The sequence below is a fragment of the Archangium violaceum Cb vi76 genome (assembly GCF_000733295.1).
In the GTDB taxonomy this organism is placed as follows: domain Bacteria; phylum Myxococcota; class Myxococcia; order Myxococcales; family Myxococcaceae; genus Archangium; species Archangium violaceum.
Genome location: NZ_JPMI01000064.1, coordinates 23,369 through 35,542, shown reverse-complemented (window position 1 = coordinate 35,542; position 12,174 = coordinate 23,369). Strand labels below are relative to the sequence as shown.

Here is a 12,174-nt window from a genome sequence, read left to right as displayed (position 1 = left end):
TCTCCAGATTCTGCGATTGGTTGTCATTTTCAATTTCAAGAGGTGATTGAGATGGTCGGAAACTCCTGTGCGTCGCGGATGCTGGCGGCGCAGTTGCTCGAGAGCTACGAGGCGGGCTCGTCGTTCTTCTTCGCCTCGCCCAAGCGGACGCTGTTGGCGAGGGGCACGTTCGCCACGGTGCCGCACTCCGGAGGCACCAACGGAGGCACCAACGCGCTGGCGCGCCTGCCCGAGCGCGTGGCGGCGGTGCTCAACGAGGCCCGCGAGGCCGACCACGACATCCCCGTGGCCGTTGGCGCGGTGCCCTTCGACAGCTCGATTCCCGCCCAGCTGGTGGTGCCCATGACGCTCCAGCGCGCGGGGCCGCTCGAGTTCGGCTCGGACGTTCCCGCGCAGCGCCCGCTGGCCGAGCGCTACACGGTCCAGCCGGTGCCCGAGCCCGCGGCGTATCTCAACGGTGTGAGCCGGGCGCTGGAGCTGATGGGAAGCGGGCCGCTGCGCAAGGTGGTGCTGTCCCGTGCGCTCCAGCTCAGCACCGCCACGCCGATCGACCTGCGCCAGTTGCTGCGCAACCTGGCCCGGCGCAATCCCTCGGGCTACACCTTCGCGGTGGACCTGCCCCCGCTGAAGGGCTCCGCGCCCGAAGCGGGGCGGCGCACGCTGATTGGCGCCAGTCCCGAGCTGCTGGTCTCCCGCTCGGGGTTCCAGGTGGTGGCCAACCCGCTGGCGGGTACGACTCCCCGGAGCGCGGACCCCGTCGAGGATCAGGAGCGGGCCGCCGCGCTGCGGGTGTCGCCCAAGGATCTCCACGAGCATGCCGTGGTGATCGACTCGGTCGCGGAGGCCCTGCGTCCGTACTGCAAGAACCTGGTGGTGCCCAAGGAGCCGTCGCTCGTCAGCACGCCGACGCTGTGGCACCTGTCGACCCGGATCAGCGGTGAGCTGTTGGATCCGTCCATCTCGTCGCTGACGCTGGCCGTGGCGATGCATCCCACGCCGGCGGTGTGTGGCTACCCGGCCGAGCTGGCCCACGAGGCGATCGGTTCGATCGAGCCCTTCGAGCGGGGCTTCTACACGGGCACGGTGGGGTGGTGCGACGCGAATGGTGACGGCCAGTGGGCCGTGACCATCCGCTGCGCCGAGGCCGGCGAGAACTCGCTGCGGCTGTTCGCGGGGGCGGGAATCGTGGCGGGCTCGAAGCCCGAGTCCGAGCTGGCCGAGACCGAGGCCAAGTTCCGCACCATGCTCCAGGCGATGGGGCTGGGGCAGGGCGTCGAGGTGCAGCGATGACGGCGCCTCTGGAAACCGTTCCACTTCCGGGCTGCCCCATGTGGCCCGAGGAGTTCGCCAGGCGCTACCGGCGGGCCGGCTACTGGTGCGGCGAGACCTTCGGACAGCTGCTGCGCGATCGGGCCCGGCGCCACGGTGCGCGCACGGCGCTCGTCGCCGGGGCCCAGCGCTGGAGCTACCGCGAGCTCGACGAGCGGGCGGACCGGCTGGCCGCCGGGCTCCAGGCACTGGGAATCAAGCCGAGGGACCGGGTGGTGGTGCAACTGCCCAACATCGCCGAGTTCTTCGAGGTCATCTTCGCGCTGTTCCGGCTGGGCGCGTTGCCGGTGTTCGCGCTGCCCGCGCACCGGAGCGCGGAGATCAGCTACTTCTGCGCGTTCACCGAGGCGGCCGCCTACATCATCCCGGACAAGCACGGGGGATTCGACTACCGCACGCTGGCCGAGCAGGTCCGCGACAGGGTGCCGGGTCTGCGGCACGTGCTCGTCGCAGGTGAGGCCGGTCCGTTCACCTCGTTGAGCAGTTTGTACGCCGAGCCAGTCGAGCTGCAGGGGCCGAGCCCCAGTGACGTGGCGTTCTTCCAACTGTCGGGTGGCAGCACCGGCATCCCCAAGCTCATTCCGAGGACGCACGACGACTACATCTACAGCCTGCGTGGCAGCGTGGAGATCTGCCAGCTCGATGGGTCGAGCGTGTACCTGTGCGTGCTTCCCGCCGCGCACAACTTCCCGCTCAGCTCGCCGGGGGTGCTCGGCACGCTGTACGCGGGAGGCACGGCGGTGCTGTCGCCGTATCCCAGCCCCGACGTGGCGTTCCCGCTGATCGAGAAGGAGCGCGTCACCATCGCCGCGCTGGTGCCTCCGCTGGCGATGATCTGGCTGGAGGCCGCAGCGGCCCGGCGGCACGACCTGTCGAGCCTGCGGGTGTTGCAGGTGGGTGGGGCGAAGTTCAGCGAGGAGGCCGCGCGGCGGGTGCGCCCCACGCTCGGGTGCACGCTGCAGCAGGTCTTCGGAATGGCCGAGGGTCTGGTCAACTACACCCGGCTGGATGACCCCGAGGAGATCATCGTCAGCACCCAGGGCAGGCCGATCTCCCCGGATGATGAGATCCGGGTGGTGGACGAGGACGGCCGCGAGGTCGCTCCCGGTGAAACGGGCCTGCTCCTGACGCGCGGCCCCTACACCATCCGTGGCTACTACAAGGCCGAGACGCACAACGTGCGGGCGTTCACCCCCGACGGCTTCTACAGCACCGGAGACGTGGTGCGGGTGACGCCCGAGGGCTACCTGGTGGTGGAGGGCCGCGAGAAGGATCAGATCAACCGGGGCGGCGACAAGGTCGCGGCCGAGGAGATCGAGAACCACCTGCTGGCCCATCCCGCCGTCCACGACGCGGCGGTGGTCGCCATCCCGGATCCGTTCCTCGGCGAGCGCACCTGCGCGTTCGTCATTCCCCGCGAAGCACCGCCGCCCACCACGGCGCTCACCACCTTCCTGCGCGAGCGCGGACTGGCCGCCTTCAAGATTCCCGACCGGGTCGAGTTCGTCGACGCGTTCCCGAAAACGGGAGTCGGGAAGGTCAGCAAGAAGGCCCTGCGCGAAACGCTCACCCGGCGGAATACCGCCTCCACCCCCTGAAAGGAGTCACTTCATGGCACTCCCCGCCATTGCCCCCTATTCCATGCCCGGCACGGCCGACCTTCCCAAGAACAAGGTCTCGTGGACGCCGGATCCCCAGCGCGCCGTGCTGCTGATCCACGACATGCAGCGCTACTTCGTCAACGCCTTCACCGCCGGGCAGTCCCCGGTGCCGGAGTTGATCGCCAACATCCAGCGGCTGCGGCAGCACTGTGCCTCGCTGGGAATCCCCGTGGTGTACTCGGCCCAGCCCGGCGGCCAGACGCCCGAGCAGCGGGGCCTGCAGCTGGACCTGTGGGGGCCGGGCATCAACGGCGGTCCGGACCAGAAGCAGATCATCGACGCGCTCACCCCGAGCGAGGGCGACATCCTCCTCACCAAGTGGCGCTATAGCGCGTTCGTCAAGACCGGGCTGCTGGAGATGCTGCGTGAGCGCGGGCGCGACCAGTTGATCATCACCGGCATCTACGCCCACATCGGCTGTCTGCAGACCGCCAGCCACGCCTTCATGCACGATGTGAAGGCCTTCCTGGTCGCCGATGCGCTGGGCGACTTCTCGCGCGAGCAGCACATGCTGGCGCTGAACTACGCGGCGAAGCTGTGCGCCGTCACCACCACCACCCAGCAGGTCATCGATGTGCTGCGGCCCGTGGCCTCGAGGGAAGACGGTCTCCTGAGCCGCCAGCAGGTGCGCTCGGATGTCGCCGAGCTGCTCCAGGAGGCGGCCTCCATCGGTGACGACGAGAACCTGCTGGAGCGGGGGCTCGATTCGATCCGGCTCATGAGCCTGGTCGAGCGCTGGCGGCGCACCGGAGCGGAGATCTCCTTCGTGGAGCTCGCCGAGCGCCCGACCCTGACCGACTGGTACGCGCTGCTGTCCCCGGCGGCCCCCCAGCGTCCTTCCCATCACGTTTCGTAGTCCGCGGTACACGGAGTCCCGAGCGATGCACGATCCACAGAATGTCCGCTGGCCTCTGTCAGCGGCCCAGCACGGAATCTGGCTGGGCCAACAGTTCGACCGCACGAGCCCGGTGTACAACGCCGGTGAATGCATCGAGATCCGCGGTCCCGTCGACCCGGCGCTCTTCGAGGCCGCGGTGCGGCAGGCCGTCTCGGAGGCCGAGGTGCTGCACGCTCGCTTCGTGACGGAAGGGGAGCGGCCCGTGCAACTCCTCGAGCCGCGACAGGACTGGACACTTCATGTGGCCGATCTGAGCGGGACTCCGGATCCGTGGGAGGCCGCGCGGGCGTGGATGCGCGACGACCTGGCGCGGCCCGTGGATCTCAGCCAGGGACCCCTCTTCGCGCAGGCGCTGTTCAAGGCCGCGCCCGACCGGTACTTCTGGTACCAGCGGGCCCACCACATCGCCCTGGATGGTTTTGGCTTCTCGCTGATGGCGAGGCGGGTGGCCGAGCTCTACACCGCGCGGGCCGCGGGACGGCCTGTCACGGGCGGCTTCGGCTCGCTGCGTGCCGTGCTGGACGAGGACGCGGCCTACCGGGCCGGCCCGCAGTTCGAGCTCGACCGGACCTTCTGGACGGAGCGTTTCGCCGACCGGCCCACCCCGGTGGGCCTCGCGGAGCCCGCGCCCATGTCGGCCAGCTTCGTGCGGCAGACGCGCCACCTGTCACCCGGTGACATGGAGCGGCTGCAGGCGGCCGCGCGCCAGGCGAACCTGGGCTGGTCGGATCTCGTGCTCGCGGCCACGGCGGCCTGGCTGCACCGGCGGACCGATGCGCCGGAGGTGGTGCTCGGCCTGCCGGTGATGTCGCGGCTGGGCTCGGCCGCGCTGCGAGTGCCGTGCATGGCGATGAACATCGTGCCCTTGCGCATCTCGGTGCGTCCGGGGGCCGGGTTGATCGACCTGGCCCGCGAGGTGGCCTCGGAGCTCCGCACCGTGAGGCCCCATCTGCGCTACCGCTACGAGCAGCTCCGGCGGGATCTGCGGCTGGTCGGTGGGCAGCGCCGGCTGTTCGGCCCGGTGGTCAACATCATGCCGTTCGACTACGCGCTGCGCTTCGCGGGCATGCCGGCCATCGCGCACAACCTCTCCGCGGGCCCGGTCGAGGATCTGTCGATCGGCCTGTACGCCAGGTCCGACGGCGGCGGACCGCGAATCGACTTCGACGCCAACCCGGTCTGCTACAGCGCCGATACACTGGACTCCCATCAACGCGAGTTCCTCCAGCTCCTGGAGTCGTGGGTCGCCGCGCCCGAGAAGGCGGTGGGCCGCTCCAGCCCGCTCTCGTCCATTCTCGATGGCGGGCCACTCCCCGTGCCCGCGCGTCCGGTCCTGAATCTGATCACCGAGCAAGCCCACGCGCATCCCGACGCGATCGCGGTGGAGCACGGCCCGCACCGGCTGAGCTACCGCGAGCTGCTCGAGGCTTCCCACACGCTGGCGGGCCGGCTCGTCGCGGCGGGTGTCGAGGCCGACACTCCCGTGGCGGTGATGGTTCCGCGAGGAATCGATGCGATCGTCGCGAGCCTGGGCGTGCTGTTCTCCGGGGCCGGTTACCTGCCGATCGATCCCTTCGGCCCCTCGTCCCGGACCACCGCGATCCTCGAGGATGCCGCGCCCGGGTTGATCATCACCTCTTCCCAGGGCGCGACGCCCGGTGCCGGCCCGGTGGCGCCGGGTCATCTGGCCGTGAGCAGGAATGAGAAGGCCACCCCCCGTGTGTCCGGTGAGGCGCCACGGAAGGCGGACGAGCAGCTGGCCTATGTCATCTACACGTCCGGCTCGACCGGTCAGCCCAACGGGGTGCAGATCTCCCGGGGCGCGCTGGCCCACTTCGTGGCGGGGGCGACGCAGCGCTACGGCGTGAACCGCGAGGACCGGATGCTTCAGTTCGCGCCGCTGCACTTCGACGCCAGCGTCGAGGAGATCTTCCTCACCCTGTGCGCGGGCGCGAGGCTGGTGCTGCGCACCGATGAGATGCTCCAGTCGGTGCCGCGGTTGCTCGGGGCCTGCGCGGCGCATGGCATCACCGTGTTGGACCTGCCCACGGCGTTCTGGCACGAGCTGGCCTACAGCGTCTCGACGGACGCGGCCCGCCTTCCTTCCTCCCTCCGACTGGTGATCATCGGAGGCGAGGCCGCGCTGCCCGAGCGTGTCGCACGCTGGCGCGCCGCCGTGGGGCCCGAGGTGCTGTTGCTCAACACCTATGGCCCCACCGAGGCCACCGTGGTGGCCACCGCCGCCACGCTCAGCGGTGGCACCAGCACCGCGTCCACCCACGAGGAGGTGCCCATCGGCTGCCCGCTTCCCGGCGTGCGCGCGGCGGTCCTCGACTCGCATGGCCGGCTCGCCGCTCCGGGCACAGAGGGAGAGCTCTACCTGCTGGGCGGTGCTCTGGCGCGAGGCTACCTGGGCCGTCCGGAGCGGGATGCGGCGCGCTTCATCCCCCTCGAGGCCCTGCCCGGCAGCCCACGCGCCTACCGCACCGGTGACAAGGTCCGGCTTCGCGGGGATGGGCAGTTGGTGTTCGCCGGCCGCGTGGATGACGAGTTCAAGATCAGCGGCCACCGGATAGACCCGGCCGAGGTCGAGACCACGCTGCTCGGTCACCCGGGGGTGCGCGAGGCCGCCGTGGTCGGGCAGGTGCTGCCCGGAGGCTCGCGGCGGCTGTGCGCGCACATCGTCGCGGCCGAGCCTGTTCCCTCGGCGGCGGAGCTGCGCCGGTTCCTCCTGTCCGAGCTGCCAGCGCCCATGGTCCCCAGTGCCTTCGTGTTCACCGAGCGGTTGCCTCGGACCAGCACGGGCAAGCTCGATCGGGCCGCGCTGCGTCACGTGTCACCCGCCGGTGAGTCCGCTTCGGTGACCACCGCGGCTACGGAGCTCGAGCGCGTGGTGTTGAACGCCTGGGAGCAGGTGCTGGGCGTGAGCGGGGTGTCGGCGCAGGACGACTTCTTCGAGCTCGGAGGCCAGTCGCTCCAGGGCATCCAGGTGGCCAACCGGCTCGGCGTCGCGCTGGGCCGCGAGGTGCCCGTGGCCACGGTGTTCCGTTACCCCACCGCCGCCGCGCTGGCGCAGGCGCTCGAGCGTGGCGCGGAGTCCGGCTCGGACGGTGGCGGTCTCACGCCCGCCATGCTCGTGGATGCCGAGCTCCCCGAGGAGATCGTTCCCCGCCAGGTGGGGAAGGGGCAGGGGACGGACGCCTGGGCACCGCGGCAGGTCCTGCTGACCGGTGCCACCGGCTTCGTTGGCGCGTATCTGCTCGACCAGTTGTTGCGCCAGACGGATGCGCGGGTGGTCTGCCCCGTGCGTGCCCGTGATGAGGCGCATGCGATGGAGCGGATTCGCGCGGCCATGAAGGCCTGGCGGCTCCCGGACACGGGCCTCGCCGAGCGGGTGCTGGCACTGCCGGCCGATCTGACCCAGCCCTGGCTGGGGCTGGGTTCCGCGCGCTTCCACGGACTGGCCGCCGAGTGCGATGCCATCTACCACAACGCCGCGGTGGTCAGCGTCGTGCGCGAGTACGGCAGCCTGCGGGCCGTCAATGTGCATGGGACTCGCGAGCTGCTCCGGTTGGCCGCCGCCGTGCGGCCCAAGCCGTTGCACTACGTCTCCACCCTGGCGGTGGCTCCGCCGGCGAATCTCGCCCCCGAGGTTCCCGAGGAGTTCGTGCCAGCCCACGCGGGGCTGCGCGATGGTTATCAGCAGAGCAAGTGGATCGCCGAGCGGCTGGTGCAACAGGCAGCGGAGCGCGGCCTGCCGGTGTCTGTCTACCGGCTGGGGCGGGTCGTGGGCGCTCCCGGTACCGGCACCATCAATCCGCAGGATCTCGTCTGGCGCATCCTGTTGGCCGGCATCCCCGCGGGGGCGTTGCCCCAGCTCGACGTGAGCGAGGCGTGGACGCCGGTGGACTACGTGGCGCGGGCGCTCGTCCGGCTCTCGTTGGTGCCCCAGCCCGGTGCGGTGTTCAACCTCACGCCCGCGCCGGAGGTGCGGCTGAGCGAGCTGTTCCGCCAGGTCCGTGACTACGGCTACCCGGTGGAGCTGCTTCCGGTCCCCGAGTGGTGCGCCCGCGTGGCGGAAAGCAAGGACGGCGCGGCGCACAAGGCCACGCTGGCGTTCTTCGAGCTGCGCTCGGGCTCCTCGGAGCCCACCTTCGGCCTGGGGCCCACCCGCTGCGAACGTTTGACTCGAGCGCTCGCGGGGACCGGCATCTCCTGCCCGCCCGCCGACCGCCAGCTTCTGTTCCGCTACCTGGATTCCTGCGTGGAGCAGGGGCTGTTGCCCGCTCCCTGATCCCTTCCATTCCCCCCATCTCGAAGAGCCCTACCGTGATGACCCGAAACTGGACCCCCCGTTCCTGGCGGGAGATGCCTGTCAGGCACATGCCCGAGGACTACCCCGATCCTCGAGCGCTCGCCCGCGTCGAGGAGGAGCTGTCGCGTCTGCCTTCCCTGGTGTTCGCGGCGGAGACGCGCCGCCTGACCACCGCGCTCGGCCTGGTTTCCCAAGGCAAGGCCTTCCTGTTGCAGGGCGGTGATTGCGCGGAGAGCTTCAAGGAGTTCACCGCCGACAACATCCGCGACACCTTCCGGCTCATCCTCCAGATGGCGGTGGTGCTCACCTTCGCGGGCGGACGCCCGGTGGTGAAGGTGGGCCGCATCGCCGGCCAGTTCGCCAAGCCCCGCTCCAGCGCCGTCGAGACCATCGGCGGTGTCACCCTGCCTGCCTACCGCGGCGACAACATCAACGGCATGGAGTTCGATCCGGCCGAGCGCACGCCCGATCCGAAGCGGTTGATCAAGGCCTATCACCAGTCCTCGGCCACGCTGAACCTCCTGCGCTCCTACGCGCAGAGCGGCTACGCGGACCTCTGCAACCTCCACCGGTGGACGCTCGACTTCGTCGCGGGTAGCCCCCAGGGAGAGCGCTACCGCCGGCTGGCGGATCAGATCTTCGAGTCCCTGACCTTCATGAGCGCCCTCCATGTGCACCCCGAGCCGCAGTCCTCGCCGGTCCCGGTGGATCTCTTCACCAGCCACGAGGCCCTGCTCCTGAACTTCGAGGAGACCATGACCCGCGCGGACCCCGTGTCGGGCGAGTGGTTCGACGCTTCGGCCCACATGCTGTGGATTGGCGAGCGGACCCGCCAGCCCGATGGGGGCCATGTGGAGTTCGTGCGCGGCATCCAGAATCCCATCGGCCTCAAGTGCGGCCCGACCATGGAGCCCGACGAGCTGTTGCGGCTGATCGACATCCTGAACCCCAAGGGCATTCCTGGACGGCTGACGCTCATCGGCCGTTTCGGCGCGGACAAGGCCGCCGAGTGTCTGCCCCGGCTGATGGCCGCCACCCGGCGCGATGGCCGCCCCGTGGTCTGGTCGAGTGATCCCATGCATGGCAACACGCAGAAGGCGGGCAACGGCTACAAGACCCGGCCCTTCGACCGCATCCTGTCGGAGGTGAAGACCTTCACCCTGGTGGCCGAGGCGGAAGGCGTCCATCCCGGTGGCCTGCACCTGGAGATGACCGGACAGAACGTCACCGAGTGTCTGGGGGGGGCCCGGGCGGTGACCGAGGACGACCTCTCCAGCCGGTACCACACGCACTGCGATCCCCGGCTCAACGCCGACCAGGCGCTGCAGCTCGCCTTCATGGTGGCCGAGAAGCTCCGCGCCGAGCGCCTTCCCCAGGAGGCCCGGGCGGCCTGATCCGAGTTCCTCCTTGACGACGCGGCCCCTCAAGGGCTAGACGCCTTGTGAAAATGAGAATGCGAACCATTTTCATAATCTTTTACACGTGGCTTCTCGTCGTCAGGGGGGCTCAGGCGCAAGAGCTTCCGTCCGAGGGGGCGGGTGAGGCCGCGGTGGCGCCAGCGCCGGTGGTGGCGCCAGCGCCGGTGGTGGTGCAGCCGAAGCTGCTGGATTTCGTCGAGGCGGACTACCCGGCCCAGGCGAAGAGCGCGGGCCTCGAGGCGCGGGTGCGGCTCCGCCTGCGGATCGACACCCAGGGCCAGGTCACCGAGGCCGAGGTGATGGAGCCGGTGGGGCATGGTTTCGACGAGGCGGCGCGAGAGGCGGCCCTCCGCTTCCGCTTCGAGCCGGCGAGGCGCGATGGGGTGGTGAAGCCCTCGCGGCTCGTCTACGTCTATGAATTCCGCCTGCCCCAGCAGAGCCCGAAGGAACCCGCGTCCAGTCCCGAGGAGCTGGGGCCCATCGAGATCAGCGTCCAGGGCGAGACCGAGGCGGAGCGCCGCCGCCAGTCCGCCGCGTCGGTGAAGGTGGTCGAGACGGAGCGCCTCCAGCGGGAGACCGCCGATCTGGGCGAGGCCCTGGCGCGCACCGAGGGCGTGGGGGTGCGCCGCTCGGGAGGGCTCGGCAGCCGCGCGCGCTTCTCGCTCGCCGGGCTCACGGATGATCAGATCCGGTTCTTCATCGATGGCATTCCGCTGGAACTGGCGGGCTTCGGGCCAGTGCTGGCCAACGTCCCCGTCAACCTCGTCGAGCGCGTGGAGCTCTACCAGGGTGTCGTCCCCATCCGCTTCGGGACCGATGCGTTGGGGGGCGCGGTCCAACTCCTCACCGACCGCTCGGTGTATGGGACGGGCGCTGCCGCGTCCTACGAGCTCGGGTCCTTCGACACGCATCGCCTCACGGCGGGTGTCCGGCACCTCCATGGGCCCACCGGGTTCCTCGTCCGGGCCAACGGCTTCCTGGACGACACCAGCAATGACTATCGCATCAACGTCCAGGCCGCCGACTCACAGGGGCGGCTCGTGCCCACGCGCATCCATCGCTTCCATGATGCCTACCGGACCCGGGGGGCGGGGGTGGAGATGGGCTTCGTGGATCGGCCCTGGGCCCGGCGCCTGCTCTTGCGCGTCTTCGGCAGCGGGTTCGAGAAGGAGCTCCAGCACAACCCCACCATGACCGTGCCCTATGGCGAGGTGGACCAGGGGGAGGCCTCGGGTGGCGCCTCCCTCCGGTTCGAGCGGACCTTCCTCGAGCGGCTCTCGGTGGACGCGGTCGCTGGCTACACCTTGCGCAAGACGCGCTTCACGGACGTGGGGGAGTGCGCCTACGACTGGTTCGGCCGGTGCCTCCTGAAGCTCCCGCAGCCGGGAGAGATCGAGTCCCGGGCCGTCGAGCGGTACGTGGATCAGCACACGGGTTTCGCACGGCTCAACCTGGAGTGGAACCTCTCCGCCCTCCACACGTTCCGCCTCGCGGTGGCCCCCACCGTCGTGGTCCGGAGTGGCGAGGACCTCCGCATGCGAGCCCGTAACGAGCCGGATCCGCTCATGGGCGAGCGCAACCTGTTCTCCCTGGTGGGTGGCCTCGAATACGAGCTCGATGCGCTCGACGGGCGCCTGGAGAACATCGCCTTCTTCAAGGACTACGTTCAGCTCGCGCGCGCGGAGAAGCTCCAGCCGGGCGGGAGCTTCGCGCGGAGCGATCAGGACACGCATGGCGTGGGGGTGGGCAACAGCACCCGTTTCCGCCTCTCCCAGGCGCTCTACGCGAAGGCCTCCTACGAGTGGGCCACGCGCCTGCCGCGTCCGGACGAGCTCTTCGGCGATGGGGTGCTCACCGAGGAGAACCTCGCGTTGAAGCCCGAGACCAGCCACAACCTCAACCTCGGGCTCGAGCTGGAGTCCTGGCGGACGCCGGCGGGGGACTTCCGGGCCAACGTGACGGGCTTCGGGCGTTTCGCGGATCAGCTCTTCCTCCTCATCGGGCAGGAGAACTACTTCATCTGGCAGAACGTCTACGCGGCCCGTTCCCTGGGGGTCGCCGCCGCGGCCGGGTGGACCTCTCCGGGGCAGTACCTCGTTCTCGACGGCAATGTCACCTGGCAGGACTTCCGCAATGTCTCCAACGAGGGCGGCTTTGGTGCCTTCGAAGGGCAGCGCATTCCGAACCGTCCCTACCTGCAGGCCTATGGCAGCGCTCGTTTCCAGCTCAAGGACCTGATGCGTCCCGGTGACGAGCTCTCGCTCGCGTGGCACTCCCGCTACGTCCACGCCTTCTTCCGCTCCTGGGAAAGACTGGGACAGGCGGAGGGCAAGCGGGTGATTCCTTCCCAACTCCTGCACTCGATCGGCCTCACCTACGTCATCCGCAACGCGCCCACCACGCTGAGCTGGACGATCGACGTGCAGAACCTCACCGATGCGCTCTCGTTCGATTTCTACGGCGTCCAGCGCCCCGGGCGGAGCCTCTTCGCGAAACTCACGGTGGACTTCGGAGGCTGAGCCCGTAGCCAGCCATTGCAACTGTAGACAGCAG

At 69.8% G+C, this 12,174-nt stretch carries 6 protein-coding genes; all 6 read left to right on the top strand.

The annotated features are described in order from the left end of the window. Positions 1-51 precede the first annotated feature (51 nt). Positions 52-1,290 (top strand): isochorismate synthase DhbC, encoded by a 1,239-nt coding sequence (dhbC, locus tag Q664_RS10575; RefSeq protein WP_043393030.1) that lies wholly within the window; start codon positions 52-54, stop codon positions 1,288-1,290. Next, on the top strand, positions 1,287-2,927 hold the full coding sequence (locus Q664_RS10570; protein ID WP_043393028.1) for a (2,3-dihydroxybenzoyl)adenylate synthase: 1,641 nt from the start codon (positions 1,287-1,289) through the stop codon (positions 2,925-2,927). Before dhbC ends, Q664_RS10570 begins: the two co-directional genes overlap by 4 nt. Before the next feature lie 13 nt (positions 2,928-2,940). Beyond that, positions 2,941-3,846, top strand: coding sequence for an isochorismatase family protein (locus Q664_RS10565; RefSeq protein WP_043393025.1), 906 nt, complete (start codon positions 2,941-2,943; stop codon positions 3,844-3,846). A gap of 25 nt (positions 3,847-3,871) precedes the next feature. Further along, the gene (gene mxcG, locus Q664_RS10560; RefSeq protein WP_043393022.1) at positions 3,872-8,182 is read left to right on the top strand and encodes a myxochelin non-ribosomal peptide synthetase MxcG; all 4,311 of its coding nucleotides are present in this window, start codon (positions 3,872-3,874) and stop codon (positions 8,180-8,182) included. A gap of 38 nt (positions 8,183-8,220) precedes the next feature. Continuing rightward, positions 8,221-9,597 (top strand): class II 3-deoxy-7-phosphoheptulonate synthase, encoded by a 1,377-nt coding sequence (locus Q664_RS10555; protein ID WP_043393019.1) that lies wholly within the window; start codon positions 8,221-8,223, stop codon positions 9,595-9,597. Between the two features lie 155 nt (positions 9,598-9,752). Next, positions 9,753-12,140, top strand: a complete 2,388-nt coding sequence (mxcH, locus tag Q664_RS10550; protein ID WP_235216635.1) for a TonB-dependent siderophore myxochelin receptor MxcH — start codon at positions 9,753-9,755, stop codon at positions 12,138-12,140. Positions 12,141-12,174: the final 34 nt, after the last annotated feature.